15 protein-coding genes are annotated in these 17,521 nt (G+C 35.7%); 13 read left to right on the forward strand and 2 right to left on the reverse strand.

Annotated features, from left to right (window positions below):
• Positions 1–122 precede the first annotated feature (122 nt).
• Genes hemE through hemY form a run of 3 tightly spaced genes read left to right on the forward strand, consistent with a single transcriptional unit; the run spans position 123 to position 3,560 of the window.
• Positions 123–1,169 carry a uroporphyrinogen decarboxylase gene (gene hemE, locus BGI23_RS05495; RefSeq protein ID WP_000252614.1) on the forward strand — a complete coding sequence of 349 codons (1,047 nt, stop codon included), beginning with the start codon at positions 123–125 and terminating at the stop codon, positions 1,167–1,169.
• Between the two features lie 14 nt (positions 1,170–1,183).
• Positions 1,184–2,119 carry a ferrochelatase gene (hemH, locus tag BGI23_RS05500; RefSeq protein WP_000726775.1) on the forward strand — a complete coding sequence of 312 codons (936 nt, stop codon included), beginning with the start codon at positions 1,184–1,186 and terminating at the stop codon, positions 2,117–2,119.
• Positions 2,120–2,138: 19 nt separating this feature from the next.
• Positions 2,139–3,560 carry a protoporphyrinogen oxidase gene (hemY, locus tag BGI23_RS05505; protein ID WP_070805437.1) on the forward strand — a complete coding sequence of 474 codons (1,422 nt, stop codon included), beginning with the start codon at positions 2,139–2,141 and terminating at the stop codon, positions 3,558–3,560.
• Between the two features lie 39 nt (positions 3,561–3,599).
• Here hemY and BGI23_RS05510 read toward each other — a convergent pair whose 3' ends face one another.
• Positions 3,600–4,952 carry a DUF4026 domain-containing protein gene (locus BGI23_RS05510; protein WP_070805438.1) on the reverse strand — a complete coding sequence of 451 codons (1,353 nt, stop codon included), beginning with the start codon at positions 4,950–4,952 and terminating at the stop codon, positions 3,600–3,602.
• Between the two features lie 242 nt (positions 4,953–5,194).
• Here BGI23_RS05510 and BGI23_RS05515 point away from each other — a divergent pair, with 242 nt between their 5' ends.
• From BGI23_RS05515 to BGI23_RS05525, 3 genes are all read left to right on the forward strand, one after another.
• A complete protein-coding gene (locus BGI23_RS05515) occupies positions 5,195–7,561 on the forward strand; it encodes a DUF6359 domain-containing protein (RefSeq protein ID WP_070805439.1) in 2,367 nt (788 codons plus the stop codon).
• Positions 7,562–7,701: 140 nt separating this feature from the next.
• Positions 7,702–8,004, forward strand: coding sequence for a hypothetical protein (locus BGI23_RS05520; RefSeq protein ID WP_000226522.1), 303 nt, complete (start codon positions 7,702–7,704; stop codon positions 8,002–8,004).
• A 17-nt stretch (positions 8,005–8,021) separates the two neighbouring features.
• Positions 8,022–8,858 (forward strand): alpha/beta fold hydrolase, encoded by an 837-nt coding sequence (locus tag BGI23_RS05525; RefSeq protein ID WP_070805440.1) that lies wholly within the window; start codon positions 8,022–8,024, stop codon positions 8,856–8,858.
• Between the two features lie 58 nt (positions 8,859–8,916).
• Here the strand turns inward: BGI23_RS05525 and BGI23_RS05530 are convergent, their stop codons facing one another.
• Positions 8,917–9,771 carry a hypothetical protein gene (locus tag BGI23_RS05530; RefSeq protein ID WP_070805441.1) on the reverse strand — a complete coding sequence of 285 codons (855 nt, stop codon included), beginning with the start codon at positions 9,769–9,771 and terminating at the stop codon, positions 8,917–8,919.
• 228 nt (positions 9,772–9,999) lie between these two features.
• Here BGI23_RS05530 and BGI23_RS05535 point away from each other — a divergent pair, with 228 nt between their 5' ends.
• The 7 genes from BGI23_RS05535 to BGI23_RS05565 all read left to right on the forward strand — a co-directional run bounded on the left by BGI23_RS05535 (position 10,000) and on the right by BGI23_RS05565 (position 17,517).
• Positions 10,000–10,401 (forward strand): BlaI/MecI/CopY family transcriptional regulator, encoded by a 402-nt coding sequence (locus BGI23_RS05535; protein ID WP_044792665.1) that lies wholly within the window; start codon positions 10,000–10,002, stop codon positions 10,399–10,401.
• Between the two features lie 2 nt (positions 10,402–10,403).
• The gene (locus tag BGI23_RS05540) at positions 10,404–12,302 is read left to right on the forward strand and encodes a M56 family metallopeptidase (RefSeq protein WP_070805442.1); all 1,899 of its coding nucleotides are present in this window, start codon (positions 10,404–10,406) and stop codon (positions 12,300–12,302) included.
• 213 nt (positions 12,303–12,515) lie between these two features.
• On the forward strand, positions 12,516–13,088 hold the full coding sequence (locus BGI23_RS05545) for a TetR/AcrR family transcriptional regulator (RefSeq protein WP_000963375.1): 573 nt from the start codon (positions 12,516–12,518) through the stop codon (positions 13,086–13,088).
• A gap of 214 nt (positions 13,089–13,302) precedes the next feature.
• Positions 13,303–16,248, forward strand: coding sequence for a YhgE/Pip domain-containing protein (locus tag BGI23_RS05550; RefSeq protein ID WP_070805443.1), 2,946 nt, complete (start codon positions 13,303–13,305; stop codon positions 16,246–16,248).
• Between the two features lie 129 nt (positions 16,249–16,377).
• Complete coding sequence (locus BGI23_RS05555; protein ID WP_070805444.1) at positions 16,378–16,593, forward strand: hypothetical protein; 216 nt, start codon at positions 16,378–16,380, stop codon at positions 16,591–16,593.
• Positions 16,594–16,629: 36 nt separating this feature from the next.
• Complete coding sequence (locus BGI23_RS05560; RefSeq protein WP_044792668.1) at positions 16,630–16,935, forward strand: DUF2087 domain-containing protein; 306 nt, start codon at positions 16,630–16,632, stop codon at positions 16,933–16,935.
• A gap of 72 nt (positions 16,936–17,007) precedes the next feature.
• Positions 17,008–17,517 carry a GNAT family N-acetyltransferase gene (locus tag BGI23_RS05565; RefSeq protein ID WP_070805445.1) on the forward strand — a complete coding sequence of 170 codons (510 nt, stop codon included), beginning with the start codon at positions 17,008–17,010 and terminating at the stop codon, positions 17,515–17,517.
• Positions 17,518–17,521 lie beyond the last annotated feature (4 nt).

A 17,521-nucleotide genomic window follows, 5' to 3' on the forward strand; every position in this document is an offset into this window, starting at 1 on the left:
TTGTGTCAATTTAATGAACAACGTACATAATATTATGCATTTTGTTTTTACAAGCTGTATAGTAAAAAAAGATAAATATCGAACGTATTCGAAGCATTGTGGTAAGGAAAGGAGCTAGGGTCTTGGTAAGAACTATAAATGAGACATTTTTAAAAGCATGTAGGGGGGAACGTACTGATTATGTACCAGCATGGTATATGCGTCAAGCAGGTCGTTCGCAGCCGGAATATAGAAAGATAAAAGAAAAGTATTCTTTATTTGAAATTACACATAATCCAGAGTTATGTGCTTACGTTACAAAACTGCCAGTTGATCAATATAACGTAGACGCAGCAATTCTTTATAAAGATATTATGTCACCACTACCTGCAATTGGCGTGGATGTAGAAATTAAATCAGGTATTGGCCCAGTTATTGATAATCCAATCCGTTCTTTACAAGACGTAGAAAAACTAGGGGAAATCAATCCAGAAGATGACGTACCGTACATATTAGATACAATTCGTTTATTAACGACAGAAATGTTAGACGTACCGTTAATCGGTTTTTCAGGAGCTCCATTTACATTAGCGAGCTATATGATTGAAGGCGGTCCATCTCGTAACTACCATAATACGAAAGCGTTCATGTATGCAGAGCCGAAAGCTTGGTTCGCATTAATGGATAAACTAGCAGATATGGTTATTACATATTTAAAAGCGCAAATTAACGCAGGAGCAAAAGCAGTTCAAATTTTCGATTCTTGGGTTGGAACAGTAAACGTAGCAGATTACCGCGTATTTATTAAACCAGCAATGGAGCGTATTTTTGCAGAAGTTCGCACGATGGGTGTACCGATGATTATGCACGGCGTAGGAGCTGCACACTTAGTAAATGAATGGCACGACTTACCGCTTGATGTAGTCGGTTTAGACTGGCGTTTACCAATTGAAGAAGCACGTGCACGCGGCGTTCACAAGGCAGTACAAGGTAATATGGATCCTTCGTTCTTACTTGCACCATGGTCTGTTATTGAAGAACATGTAAAAGGTATTTTAGATCAAGGGATGAAACAGCCGGGTTATATCTTTAACTTAGGTCACGGTGTATTCCCAGAAGTAAATCCAGATACATTAAAACGTTTAACTACATTTATTCATGAATACTCTAAAGGGCAGTTAGCGAAGTAAAGGAGAATTGCTGTATGAAAAAGAAAATTGGTTTGCTTGTAATGGCATACGGAACGCCATATAAAGAAGAAGATATTGAACGTTACTATACACATATTCGCAGAGGAAGAAAGCCAAGTCCTGAAATGCTAGAAGATTTAACAGAGCGTTACCGTGCAATTGGTGGTATTTCTCCTTTAGCTACTATTACATTAGAGCAAGCTAAGAAGTTAGAGAAGCGTTTAAATGAAGTACAAGATGAAGTCGAGTACCATATGTATCTTGGCTTAAAACATATTGAACCGTTTATTGAAGATGCGGTGAAAGATATGCATAACGACGGTATACAAGATGCAATCGCACTTGTTCTTGCTCCGCACTATTCTACGTTTAGCGTAAAATCATACGTTGGACGAGCACAAGAAGAAGCTGAGAAACTTGGAAACTTAACAATTCATGGCATCGATAGCTGGTATAAAGAACCGAAATTTATCCAGTACTGGGTTGATGCAGTGAAAGGTATATATAACGGTATGTCAGACGCAGAACGTGAAAAAGCAGTATTAATCGTATCAGCTCATAGCTTACCAGAAAAAATTATCGCAATGGGCGATCCATATCCAGATCAATTAAATGAAACAGCGGACTATATTGCAAGAGGCGCTGAAGTAGCAAACTATGCAGTAGGCTGGCAAAGTGCAGGAAACACACCAGATCCTTGGATTGGTCCAGATGTACAAGATTTAACGAGAGAACTAAATGAAAAGCACGGTTATACTTCATTCGTATATGCACCAGTTGGATTTGTTGCGGAACATTTAGAAGTTTTATATGACAACGACTTTGAGTGTAAAGTTGTAACGGATGAAATTGGCGCGAAATATTATCGTCCAGAAATGCCAAATGCATCGGACGCATTTATTGATTGTTTAACAGATGTTGTATTAAAGAAAAAAGAATCTGTACTGTAAGAAGAAAGGAGGAGCCTGCTTGAGGAAAAAAGTTGTGATCATCGGCGGAGGCATCACTGGATTAACAGCAATGTATAACTTACAAAAAAATATTCATGAAAAAAACTTGCCGATTGATACATTACTGATAGAAGCATCGGGTAAACTTGGCGGAAAAATTCAAACCGTTCGAAAAGATGGATTTACAATTGAACGCGGACCGGATTCTTTCTTAGCACGAAAAGAAAGTGCAGCTAGATTAGCGAAAGAATTAGGTCTTGGCGATGAACTTGTAAATAATGAGGCCGGTCAATCATTTATCCTCGTAAACAATCGGTTACATAAAATGCCGAGCGGATCAATGATGGGAATTCCAACGCAAATTACGCCGTTTCTATTCTCCGGGCTGTTCTCCCCAATTGGTAAACTAAGAGCTGGTTTTGATCTATTAATGCCGAGGTCAAAGCCAGTATCTGACCAATCACTCGGGCACTTTTTCAGACATCGCCTCGGAAATGAAGTGGTTGAAAATTTAATAGAACCGTTACTATCGGGTATTTATGCAGGGGATATTGATGAAATGAGCTTAATGTCAACATTCCCGCAAATGTATCAAATTGAGCAGAAACATCGCAGTATTTCACTCGGTATGCGTACGCTCGCTCCGAAAGAAGAGAAAGCTGAACCGAAAAAAGGAATCTTCCAAACAGTGAAAAAAGGTTTAGAATCTATCGTAGAATCTCTCGAAGCAAAGATGCATGAAGGTACGATAATAAAGGGAACTCGCATTGAAAAAGTTGCAAAACAGGGTGATGGCTATACGATTACTCTTAGTAACGGAAAAGAAATAGAAGCGGACGCGGTCGTAGTGGCAAGTTCACATAAAGTATTGCCATCTATGTTTGCACAGTACAAGCAGTTTCGTTTCTTCCGCAACATTCCGTCCACATCAGTTGCGAATGTAGCAATGGCTTTCCCGAAATCAGCCATTCAGCGAGATATTGATGGTACAGGATTTGTTGTCTCTCGAAATAGTGATTACACAATTACAGCATGTACGTGGACGCATAAGAAGTGGCCACATACAACGCCAGAAGGAAAAATGCTACTTCGCTGTTACGTTGGACGACCTGGTGATGAAGCAGTTGTAGAACAAACAGAAGAGGAACTCGTGGAGCTTGTACTAGAAGACTTACGAAAGACGATGCATATTACAGAGGATCCAGAGTTTACAGTCGTAAGCCGTTGGAAAGAAGCAATGCCCCAATATACAGTAGGCCATAACGAGCGAATGAAGAAACTCACAACATTTATGGAGAAAGAGTTGCCAGGTATATACTTGGCAGGTAGTTCTTACGCTGGTTCTGGTCTGCCGGACTGTATTGATCAAGGTGAGAGGGCTGCAAAGCGTGTACTCTCTCATTTGGAGAAAGTAATGAATACGGAATTAATCGCACAATAAAGAGAAACGCCTTCAATCATATTGAAGGCGTTTTGTTACTTATTCACCAATAAACATATATAAGTTATTTGGCTTTATAACGGCATCTCCTGCATAAATAACCCATTCTGTTAAGTCATCAAAATCTAAATGATAACTATTTCCTTCACTCATATCTTCTATAAAATATGGTTCATTAATGAGTATTCCTTGAATAAAGTCTTCTGTAATATGTTGCATTTCAAACCACATATGTTCACTTTTTCCCTCTTCGTAGGAAACGCCAAACTTAGCGAGAAAACGAAATTCTTCATTTGATTTTTCAATTTGAAAAATGTTGTTGAAATACCCGAAAGTATTCTTCGCATTGTAAGCCATACGAGCCGTTTCACTATTTGTTTTATAAAACATGAGCCCTGTAGCTTCCTCGTGTTCTTTGAAAAAGCTTTCGATACATTCTTCTGAAGTATCAAATTTGAACAAGAGAACAGATGGCGATTGATGGTATTCATCTCGGTCATCCATCCCGCCTAAGAATGTGTTTTGTGCATCTATAGGTTGTAGTTTCACTTCTTCATTCTCAATTGAAGATAATTGATCCATACTCGTTTTATGCCCAATATAAGATAATCCTTTTTCCCACGGAACAGCTACTGTATGTATAGAACCTTGCTGACTATGCGCGATAACGATAGGCTCATTCATAGGGACTTGTCCATTCTCAACGGCATTATTCGCAAATGTTTGAAAGAGGTCACCAATGCCGTAGTAGGAAGAAATGCGATTTGGAATAATTAATTCTATTTCTGTTACGCCCGCTCTTAAAAGGCCGTGTGTATGAAACCAATATTGCGTAGGCTCGCCTTCTTTATCGTCTTCATAAACAGAATGAATAACGTACAAGTCAGGAATGTCAGGTAATAATTCATTTTCAACGTGATATTCAATATAGCTTCTAGATATTACCTTCATTGCTGCACTTGAATCGATTACAAATAACAAATCTGGGGCGAGGTTCCATAAAAACTGTAACTGCTGGAAAAAGCATTCCAGTACATCGCCTACAAATAGCGTACGGGTGAAAATTTCAGTACCGAAAGCCGCATCTTCAAAATGACGATCTACGATTGTAGAATCTTGTCTATTGTACATTTTATATTCTTCTGGGTCATTTGCCTCATCGATATGCAGTTCATACGGTATGACTTTATCGTCCATATGTAACTCCGCGATAAGGCTTGTCTCATCACTATAAACAATTTTTAACTCATCAACTTTAGTAGCGATAGTTTCTAGCCGCTGTTTTAATTGCTCAATTGTAATTCTAGTCGGTATAACAGCAATCATATCTGAAAAATGACGTTCTAATGTTCCATTCATAGCTGCGCGGTATGTTTCTGTTTGCACTTCCATCCAATCACTCCTATTCAAATGAATTCATTTTCCATGCCAATAAAATTTCGATATTTTCTGTTTTTTGCTCTTTCATATTATAAAACGCATTTGTAGAAAGTGTAAAATTATTATTTTGTATGATAGTTTGAAAACGAGTAAATCAGATTAATTTTTTGTAAAACTTGTCGAAATACCATTCTATATAACGAATCATTTGTTATGATAGAAATGCTGAGAAAATATGAAATAGAGAGAGGAAAATGGCTGTGAAGAAATTGTTAAGTATCTTTTTATCATTCTTGCTATTGCTTTCATTTACTGGAACTTTAGCAAAGGCAGAAGAAACTACTTCTATGTCAGTAGAAAAAGCAATTCAAGTATTTAAGCAGCAAGGGAAAACGAAGGGGGTAGTGGGAGGATATATTGTCGGATATACGCAAAGTCCTTCTAAGTACACGAAGGATCCGGCTAAGTTTGACGACACAAATGTGGCAATTGCCGATTCGCCAAATGAAACGAATCCAGACAAAATTATGCCTGTTCAGTTGCCAAAAGGCGATGTGAGAGCGGCAGTAAACGTAAAAGATCATCCTGAAAATATTGGGAAGAAAGTTAGTTTAACAGGGACGCTTGAATTATATTTTAGTAGCCCAGGTTTAAAATCAGTAACAGCTCATAAGTTTCAAGGAGAAGGACAAAACCGTGTTAGCGATGTAGTAGCTTCACCTAGTGGCGGAGAAGTTGCGAAAGGAACAGCGATAACGTTAACAACGAATACAGAAGGAGCAACAATCTACTATACGTTAGATGGCTCAAACCCTACAAATAAAAGTGTTCGTTATAACGGACAAATTATGGTGAATGAAAACAGTGTGATTAAAGCAATTGCAGAGAAAGAAGGGCTTACTTCTTCAGCAATTTCAACTTTTTCATTTGTTATCGTAAACAATGAACAGGTTCGTATTCATGATATTCAAGGGAAATCACATCTTTCTCCTTACAACGGGAAGAAAGTATACAATGTGGAAGGCGTTGTAACAGCGCTTGATAAAAATGGTTTTTATATAGAAGATAATCAGCCAGATAATGATCCAGCTACTTCAGAAGGTATGTATGTGTACAAAAAAGATGCGAATGTAGCAGTAGGAGATCTTATTCAAGTTGATGGAGTAGTAGAAGAATATGTTGGGCCTGGATATGCAGAAAGGTTTGACACAGACTTAACGACGACTGAAATTAAAGCGAGCCGCGTTGCTGTAATCGCAAAAAATCAAGATTTACCAGCACCGATTGTACTTGGAGAAAAAGGTGTGAAAATTCCTGATCAAATTATCGATAATGATGCATTTGGTTTATTTGATCCAAATGAAGATGCAATCGATTTTTATGAAAGTATAGAAGGTATGCGCGTTACGATGCCAACGCCAAAAATTATTGCACCTCAGAAAAACGGGAATTTATATGTAACCGTGAAAAATGGCGGGAATAAAGTCGTAACGAAATATGGTACACCTGTATTAGATGAAAATCAATTAAACCCAGAGCGTCTTTCTGTAAAAGTACCTCGTGATTATGTAGCAAAAGTAGGAGATACTTTCACTGGAGATATAACAGGAGTAGTTGGATATGATTACGGTGCGTTCCGCATTGCGCCAATAACGGAATTACCATCTGTAGTAGACGGCGGATTTAAGCAAATAGGAGCAAATATTCAGCCGCGTCTTGATAAATTAACGGTTGCTACATATAATATTGAAAACTTCTCGGCGAATAAAAAAGAAACAACAGATGAAAGAGTAAAAGCGTTAGCGTATTCTATTAAGTACAATTTAAAAATGCCGGATATTATCGGTGTAGAGGAAATGCAAGATAATAACGGAACGGTTAATGACGGTACAACAGATGCTTCGTTAAGCGCAAAACGTATCATTGATGCAGTGCTAGAAATTCGCGGGCCAAAGTATGAGTATGTAGAAATTGCTCCGAATAATAATCTAGACGGGGGAGCACCAGGAGCTAACATTCGCGTCGGGTTCTTCTATAACCCATCACGCGTGAAATTAGCGAAAGTACCGAAGTTGCTTGATAAAAATGTCGTTCGCATTGGAGACGAAAATCCATTGTTTGAAAGTACACGTAAACCGTTAGCGGCAGAATTTACGTTCCAAGGACAAAATTTAGTTGTTGTTGCAAATCACTTAAACTCAAAAATAGGAGATGCAACACCATTTGGAAAAGTACAGCCGCTCGTATTAAAAAGTGAAGAAAAACGAATTCAATTAGCGCAAGAGGTGAATCAATTCGTACAAGATATTCAGAAAAAGAATACGAATGCACCAGTTGTTGTGTTAGGGGATATGAACGATTTTGAGTTTGCTAAACCACTAAAAGCACTAGAAGGAACAATCTTAAAAAATATGTTAAACACAGTGCCGAAAGAGAACCGCTACACGTACATTCATGAAGGAAATGCACAAGTGCTAGATCATATTTTAGTAACAAACAACATCGCACCGCACACAATCGTAGATCCAGTACACTTAAACACAAACATTATGAAAGAGCATGGACGTGTAAGTGATCACGACCCAGTACTTGCTCAAATTGATTTGAAGAAGGCATCTTAAAGTAGAGGAACGCTTAGGTAACTAAGCGTTCTTTTTTGTTTTTGCATCGTCATATAATTACAAAGAGAGAATCCCTTTTTTTGTAAAATGGCATATGGTTAATTGAATATTCAGAGTTATATAAAGGGAGGTGTACATGTATGGTAGCCCAACTAAACGGGAAATTAATGAATAAACTAGCGATTTTTTTTAGTATTTTTATAATCATTAAGTTTGTAGCTGATGTAACAGGTCTTACGCAATTGCTAGGTATGTATTATTTAGGCACACTAAGCACAAACATCGTTTATACGTTATTCGGTCTAGCGGTGATTTGTACTATATTGGGCATTAAAAAGGAATTAAGTAAGTATGCAATTATTTCAGTATGTTCAGCGATAGGGATTCAAATCCTATACGCAGTAGTTTTTGTGATTTTATGGATGGTGGCAGGGACGCCTTAAAGGGGGGGGATGATTATATGAGTATCGAAAATATAAGATTGATAAATGTAAATGGTAATAATCTTTTTGTAAAAATATTAGGACAAGGTGAGCCTATTGTGTTTCTTCATGGAGGACCTGGAAGTGAACACCGTTTTTTTCTTCCCTATATGGCTCCACTAGCAGAAAAATTCCAACTAGTTTTTTATGATCAAACAGGTTGTGGAGAATCGGATGAACCAAAGAATAATCAATATTCTATGAGAGATGAGGTTGAAAACTTAGAAACATTGCGTGTGCAATTAGGGTTTGAAAAAATAAATGTATTAGGTGAATCATGGGGATCGATGCTTGCATTATTATATGCAACTACATATCCCGAACGAGTGAATAAGTTACTTTTAACTGCTGCGATAGGAGTTAATGTAAAGGGATTAGAAAGATTTGGTGAAGAACTGCAGAAGAGGTTAACGGAAGAAGATAAAGTAATCATTTCTGAAGTAAGCGAGAAGATTAAAATAGGAGAGGCTTCTATATACGAGATGTTACAAGTGTTAGATCCGTATTATGTATTTGCTACGAAAACTTTAACTTATAAACAGAAAACAACTTTTAGTAATGAAGTTAATACGATACTAGGTGCAGATATGGTGAAAAATTATGATGTGACTAAACATATAAAAAAGCTCTCGAAAATTCCAATATTAATTGCACAAGGAAGTCATGATATTTTAACTCTTGCTACTATAAAAGAACATTTTACAGAATATATACCTCATATAGAGTTTGTAGAGATTGCAAACTGCGGACATTGGACGGTAGTGGAACAGCCAAAACAAATGTGTAATATCGCATATAGTTTTTTTGAGAACTAAGAATAAGAGCGTAACTCCCATATAACTCAGGGAATTACGCTCTTATTCGTTCAATGATTTAGTCTGAAATTACTTGAAACGCTTTTCTACATCGATCTCTTTTTTGCAGTCTTCTTTTATATTTTTTTCTATCACGTTTTACTCCTTGTATATACATAAGTAAGCTAACGAAAAAGAAGAAAGCACATTGCATCATTAAAATATATGGTGACATGCCTTGCAATGGTTGCTTTGGGTCATATAAATGAATAGGTGCTCCGCCTATTGTAGGGAATATTGTATTTAGCAGGACGTACGGAATGGAGTTAACAGCAAATGGAAATAGAATCGCCATATAGTCCTTTTGTGACCATGCAGATGCAGCGAGTCCTAAGAGGGCCATTAAACCTGCAAATAAAAAATTAATTCCGATATATACCGTAATGTAAGTGAGAGGCGCATCTAAATATAGGTTTGCGAACATTCCATCATCATTTATGATGCCTGAACCAGCTATAGGTTCTCCGTCTGGAATTGTTAATTTGCAAAATAATAATGATAAGATGAACGGAAATGTATAAAGAAATCCTCCGCAAAAAAACGTAACGATATATTTCGTTACTGAATAAGGAAATAAAGAAATTCCTTTGCTCACGAACGGTTTAAAACCATCTGACTTATCGGAATTGTAACTTGTACTAAAGGGGAAACTCGCAATAACTGGCATTAATAATAAATAAACATCCATTTCATTATCACGAAATCCAATCCATTTTATATCTGTTGATATAGGTCCGCTCGCAGCGTCTCCTAAATAACGAATGACATAATAATAATGATAAATACAAATAAGAACGAATCCACTAAACATAATAATTAAAGAAACACGATTACAAAAAGCTTGCTTTATATTTAAACGAAGTGCACGCATCATGACTGAAAAAGCCTCCACTGTTTTGATAAACTTGTCTATTTTCTATATTACTATTAAATGTAAGGATTTTCTTGTTTTTTTATTTGATTATTTGAAAAAAGGGAAATTCGTTGTCGTTAAGTAAGGTTTAACTGAAACTTTATTTTCTAAAATATGGTTGACAATTAAGTATTACATTTGTAATCTTAATTGTAGATTACAAATGTAATACGAAGGAGTGAAATGTTTATGACAAATCAATTACCTAAAATATCTGAAGCTGAATTAGAAATTATGAAAGTACTTTGGTCTAATTCTCCACAAACAGCGAATGAAATTATAGAAGAACTAGAAGATGCAATGGACTGGAAACCGAAAACAATTCGCACATTAATTAATCGGTTAGTACAAAAAGAAGCAGTTTCTTACCACCAAGATAAAGGGCGTATGTATGCTTATTATCCGTTAGTATCACAAGATAATTATTTACAAGTTGAAACGAAATCTTTGCTGAAGCGTTTTTGCGGTGCAGCGTTCAAGCCATTACTTGTTAATTTCTTAAAAGAAGAAAAATTGTCTTCAGATGATATTAATGAACTGAAACGCATTTTAGATGAAAAGACAGAGGAGAATAAGAGGAAGGATAGATAACAATGATAGACATGCTAATGAATGTATACCTTCCCCATTTTTTTGATTGGCTTATAGAAACGTCACTTATGGCCAGTATATTAGTTGGAATTATTTTATGTATAAAAGTGCTATTCAAAAATAAGTTAACGCCCCGGTGGCAATATATGCTGTGGATCGTACTAATGATACGACTCCTTTTACCATGGTCACCAGATAGCTCTTATAGCATTTATTCATTACTTTCTTATAGTTCTAGTGTGTCGGAAGTGATTCAAAAAAATACATCTTCCCCTGAGAATGCAGTGAATAACGAGATAAAACAGAAAGTAGAATTAGAAACAAATTCTGAAACTGTGATCAAAAATAGTGAACCTGAAGTAAACGCGAGTGCGGAACAACAGACTACACTTTCTTTATACAAAATCGCTCTATATGTTTGGTTAGCTGGAGTAATCGTATTAGCAGTCATCACGTTTATTACAAATAGACGTTTATATTCTTACATAAAGAAACAACCAGATATTACGGATGAACAAGTCGTTACAGTGTTTAATCGCTGTAAGCAGTCTATGAAAATGAAGAAGGCAGTTTCATTACGTTTAGCAGGAAAGATTGCGAGTCCAACTGTGTTTAGTTTCTTTCGCCCGAAAGTATTACTATCAAAAAAACATATGAAAGTATTAAACGAGCAACAATTACAATATGTCTTTTACCATGAGTTAGCTCATATTAAGAGAAACGACGTAGCTGTAAATTGGATTATGTACAGCTTAATTCTATTAAATTGGTTCAATCCGATTCTTTGGTACGCCTATTTTTGTATGCGAGAAGATCAAGAATTAGCCTGTGATGCATATGCGCTTACTTTTATAGATAAAGAGGAGCAAATTGCATATGGTCATACAATTATTACCCTTTTAGAACACTACTCCTATCAAGCACCAAGTCTAGCAAATTTAAGTAGAAATAAACGAACACTAAAAAGGAGAATCGTTATGATTAAAAAGTTTCAAAAGAAATCGTATCGTCTTTCTTTACTCGGAGTTATTGTCATAGTTGCTATAGCATCTCTTTCTTTATTCAATGCACGTACAACGGAAGGAAAGGAAAAGCAAGAGGATAAAGTAGAGCAGTCAAAGGATGCTTTCCAAAATGCTGTAGATATGCTGTATGGTACAGAAGAAAATGCGAAAAAAGAATATCATTATTCAGCAAGAGTGTATGAAGAAAAGACAGATTACTTATATTTAGCTGAAAAAGCTTTAACAAAAGATGAATTCCAGCAGTACATAAAATTATCTAAAAAAATTATTAATATACAGAAAAAAGGTGCTCCGAGAGATTCTGACTACGAGTCAACAGTTTTTAGAGAAGAGCGTTTATCAAAAGCTGATCGTGACAAATTATATGCACTTTATGATCAAGCAAAACCATTTGATGACAAAGTATACGAATCTTTAAATTACACGGTAAAGGAAGCGCAACAACATGTTGATTTTCAAATTAAGAAGCCAACGTACACAATTGAAGGATACAATCTGAAGGATGAAAAGGTAGGTTATTTTATTAAGAGAAGACCTGAATTAATTATTGAATTAGAGTATACAAACGGAAAAGGAAACTATACAATTTATCAATCACAAGTATTTGGAGAAAGTAAAGATCCATTTAGTCCCCAGTTTGTAGTACCTGAAAATATAGAACAGTACGAATTAGAAGGGAATCAAATATTCTACGCTACTGATCACTCGGATAGTAATTTACAAGGTATGAAGATGATTGTTCCAGCAAAAGGGAAAAATAGTGCATACCAAGTTGTTATTATTAATCATAGTTTAGAGCGTCAAGGAGAAGCAGTATTTGATAAAAATGTAAATAAGGAAGAGTTAGAGAAGATTATGATTTCTATGTTGAAATAATAAAAAGGTGTTCTAGAGATGTATATCTTAAGGACACCTTTTCCTTTTCTCTTTTCTTCTGATAAACTATGGACAGTATGATATAACTTGACTGGAATTTTTTATACTGGAAATAATAAAAAAGAGAACTTGTATACAATGTAAGCGTGTGGTAATATCAAAGATGTACTGATTGACTATATTATCCAATTGGTCATTTTTGGAGGTGAAGATGTGGCGATAGATCGAAAACGTTCTATTATTGAGGCTGCAACAAAGTCTTTTTCAGCATTCGGTTATAAAGCAACAACGATGGATCAAGTAGCGAAGTTAGCGAATGTAGGAAAAGGAACGATTTATACTTTTTTCAAAAATAAAGAAGAGCTATTTGGCGAGATTATTTCTAATTTAATTACAGAAATGAAGCAAGTTGCAGAAAATGCAATTCGTTCAGATGTTTCATTTTTTGAAAATGTACATAGAGCATTATATAGCATATTAGAATTCAGAAAAGAACATCAGCTCATGATTAAGTTAATTCAAGAAGAGCGCGATATGGGAACGAAAGAAGTACAAGAAGTGATGCAACAAGTAGATGTGGAAATCGTTTCTGTCATTCAATCGTATTTAAAGATTGCGATTGATAAAGGTGAAATTAGCAAATGTGATCCAGAAATTACAGCATTTATTATGCTTCGCTTATACGTATCTCTTATTTTTGATTGGGAAAAAAATCATGAACCGCTAGAAAAAGAAAAAATTGCAGAATTATTTGAACTTTATTTATTAAAAGGATTGTCAAACTAAGATAATCCTTTTATTATTATAAAAAGTGACCAATTGAACGAAATGGTCATACATTTGATTTAGGAGGGATAATAGAAATATTCACTTCATATTAAGAAACAGTTGCATAGTATAAATTCGGAGATAAGGCATATGTATGAATCAGTATAGCCTTTTTGTTTGGGTAAAAATGACCGATTGAACAATTTGGTCATTTTAAAAAGGGGGAGAAATGATGAAAGGAAATCAGTTACTTCGTAAAGAGTTCACACAAATTATAAAAAGTAAAAAAATATTAATTCCAATTATCGCGGTTCTATTCGTACCAATTTTATATGCAGGTATGTTTTTATGGGCCTTTTGGGATCCATATAAACAGTTAGATGATTTGCCAGTGGCGGTAGTCAATTTAGATAAAGGTGCAGTATTTGATGGGAAACCAATTGAGGTCGGAAAAGGGCTTGTTGATAATTTAAAAGATAATACCAGTTTTAAATGGGAGTTTGTAAGTGAAAAAGAAGCGAAAAAAGGAATGGAAGGCAGAAAGTATTACATGTTAGTACGCATTCCAGATGACTTCTCAAGTAACGCTACAACATTATTAAAAGATGAACCAAAACCATTAAACTTAGAATATATTCCAAACGAAAGCTTAAACTTCTTATCTTCACAAATTGGCGGAACAGCCATTGAAAAAATTAAAGGTGAGGTAGCAAGTACGTTAACGAAAACATATGCAGAGAAAATGTTTGATTCCATTCAAGATGTCTCAAAAGGATTAGCAGATGGGGCGGAAGGTGCAAGTAAACTACACGACGGATCAAGTGAGCTACATGATGGTTCAAGTAAAGTGACGGATGGCCTTCATACACTTCAAGGGAAGTCTGGAGAGATGAAGGATGGAGTTCAGAAATTAGCAGATGGATCTAATAAATTAGTAGATGGGTCAGGAAAAGTAACAAATGGTTTAAATACGCTAAATAGCAAGACAGGTGAAATGCAGATAGGTATCGGGAAATTAGTAGACGGATCGGGAAAAGTAACAGATGGTTTACATGTATTAAATAGCAATGCAGGTATCGGAAAATTAGTAGACGGGTCTGGAAAAGTAACGAACGGTTTAAATACGTTAAATAGTAAAACCGGTGAGATGCAGACAGGTATCGGAAAATTAATAGATGGCTCTGGAAAAGTAACAGACGGTTTAAATACGTTAAATAGCAAAACAGGTGAAATGCAAAAAGGAATTGATGAATTGCATGATGGATCTGAGAAAGTGACCGGGGGTTTGAACAAATTAGTAAGTAAATCCGGTGAATTAAAAATAGGAACAACTGGCCTATCAAATGGTATGGAAGCACTTGTTGAAGGGCAAAGACAATTAGAAAAATGGTCTCAAGAGATTCAAAAGGGATTGCAAGATTTAAGTAGTAACGTACAAAAATCTACTGCAGCTTTAGAGGAAATGCAGTCAAAAGACCCTGCTATATTGAGTACAGTAAATGAGAAAATAGATGGAGCTGGGGCGAATGTAAATCAGTTAAATGAACTTACACAATCAACAGCAAGAGATGCAAAAAATGCAGCGCAAGATGTAGCGGATTTACAAAAGCAAATTGAAAGTTTACCAAAAGAATATCAAGAGCAGTTACAACCATTCGTAACAAGTGCCATAAAAAATACAACAACAGTTCAGCAGAAAGCTGCTGGAGTAGCAGGCGGAACAAATAAATTAAATGAAGAAGTAAAACAATTAAAAGGTGAAATAAATCAAAAAACAGGTAATGGACAAAGCAAATTACCGAATCCAGCAGAATTACAATCTTTAACTGTTGGTATTGAGCGATTATCCAGTGCACAAACAGGGTTTGTTGAAAAATTCCAAGGGTTTGGTGTGAAATTAAATAATGCTAAAGAAGGGGCAAATACATTAAAAAACGAATCAGGTCACTTAATTGATGCGATAAATCAATTAGCAGATGGCTCGGATAAAGTAACGGGTGGATTAGGTGCATTATCTGCAGGAGCAAATCAAATGGCAGGTGGTGTAAATCAGTTAGCAAATGGCTCAAGCCGAGTAACAGGAGGTTTAGGAACATTATCTGCAGGGGCAAATCAAATGGCAGGTGGTGTAAATCAATTAGCAAATGGCTCAAGCCAAGTAACAGGTGGTTTAGGAACATTATCTGTAGGAGTATCCAAATTAGCAGATGGCTCAAAGCAAGTAACAGGAGGTTTAGGAACATTATCTGTAGGAGTAAACCAAATGGCAGGTGGAGTAACCCAATTAGCAGATGGCTCTGGTCAAGTAACAACTGGCATAGGTACGCTAAATGGTGGTCTAAATAAAATGTCAACTGGCTCAACCCAGCTAATCGACGGCGTAAATAAACTAGCAGACGGATCAGGAAAAGTAACGGATGGCCTTGTAAAAGTAAACGACGGTTCAGGTGAACTTGCTGAGAAACTTGGCGAAGGAGCAGAGAAAACTGGTGAAGTAAAAGGAACAGATAAAACGTATGATATGTTTGCAAGTCCTGTAAAAGTGAAGACGGAGAAAATGGCGGAAGTTCCTAACTACGGAACTGGATTTACACCGTACTTCTTATCACTTGGTTTATTCGTTGGGGCATTATTATTATCTATCGTATATCCATTACGTGATACAGTGGGCGTTCCAAAATCAGGATTTAGTTGGTTTATTAGTAAGTTCGGTGTGTTACTATCAGTCGGTATTATTCAAGCGGTAGTAGCGGATGTGATATTACTATTCGGATTAGGTGTAGAAGTACAAAGTATTCCGTATTTCATACTCTTTAGCATCGTTACAAGTTTAGCGTTTATCGCATTAATTCAATGTTTAGTAACAGCATTTGGTGATGCAGGACGTTTTATCGCCATCATCACATTAATTATTCAGCTTACAACAAGTGCCGGAACATTCCCGCTAGAATTGATTCCGAAGTTTTTACAACCATTCAATGCTTGGTTACCGATGACATACTCTGTATCCGGATTGAAAGCAGTCGTATCAAGTGGAGACTTTAACTTCATGTGGCAAAACATAGGAATACTCATGATTTTCATCGTTGTATTATCACTTGGAACAATTGCCTCCTTAACTTGGATGCACAAACGACAATTTAGAAATATTGCGGAAAATCAATCGATTGAAGCGTAGAAAAAAGCACCTTTTCGGTGCTTTTTTATTGTAATGCAGGGCATTTTTTTGTAGTTCGGCTATGAATCAAAAACGAAAGAAAAGGATTTACAACAATTTATAGAGAAAATTAGATATAGAGGAGTTGATATGATGAAAGGAAATCGTACTTACTATTTTATCTTAAATCCGCTAATCATCTTTCTTGTTTACGCCCTTTCACCTATCTTGTTTCATAAAGAAAAATATATAAATATGAAAGATGCACTAGGAATACTTGTAGTTTACTATGTGCTTATTAGTGGGTATTACTTTATGGATGTTGTAAGTGAAAGAATGAAGAAGAATAGTAAGGACAAACAATAAAGTCTTATTGTATAAAAATTAATGGAGGACAATAAAATGACTGACAGTGAAATGAAATTTAGGGATGCGACCATTCGTAACTTTTTTGATAAAGAGGACCGTTTAAAATCGATTCCAGGTCAAAAGAAGAAAAAACTAGTATTGTTAGAGTATTTAATTAGCAAGTTAAATGCGGAGAATCAGTATACGGAAAAAGAAATCAATGCATTCATCAAACAATATCATGACGATTTTTGTACGATTAGACGCGAGTTTATTGTACACGGGTTTATGGATCGTGAGGATAATATGTACCGTATAAATGGGAGAGAAGTTTGGACGAAGTGGGAGGAGTTAAAATAATGAATCAGAAGGGGAATCCTTACGTTATCTATTTTTCTTTGTAGCTTTTAGAAAAAGGTATGAGGTGATTCAGTGATACGCTTAGCAAAAGAGATTGATGCGGAATCAATTATAGATATTAGAAAAGAAATTATATTATCGAAAACTACTACAAAGTTTTTTATAGTATCTCCAAATAAATTACAAAATGATATTGATGCAGAAAAAGAAAAGATACGGAAAAGCAATGAAAAGGGTAATCTTTACATAGTTTATGAAGTAGATAAAAAAGTGGTTGGCTTTTTAATTTTCAATCGATATGAATTAGACCGCTTACGACATGCAGGTACAATGGGAATGGGGATTAGAGAGGCGTACTGTAATCAAGGCATTGGTGCAGAACTAATTGAATTCCTTATTAGCTGGGCTAAAGGGCAGGAAGGTTTAGAGAAAGTTTGTTTAGGTGTAGTTTCTATTAATGACAGGGCGATTAAGGTGTATAAACGTATGGGATTTGTAGAAGAAGGAAGACAAAGGAATCAAATTAAATATGAAGATGGATCTTATGGAGATGATGTATTGATGGGGTTTTATATTGAATGAAACA

It is taken from the genome of Bacillus sp. ABP14 (assembly GCF_001831375.1).
GTDB classification, from domain to species: Bacteria; Bacillota; Bacilli; order Bacillales; family Bacillaceae_G; genus Bacillus_A; species Bacillus_A paranthracis.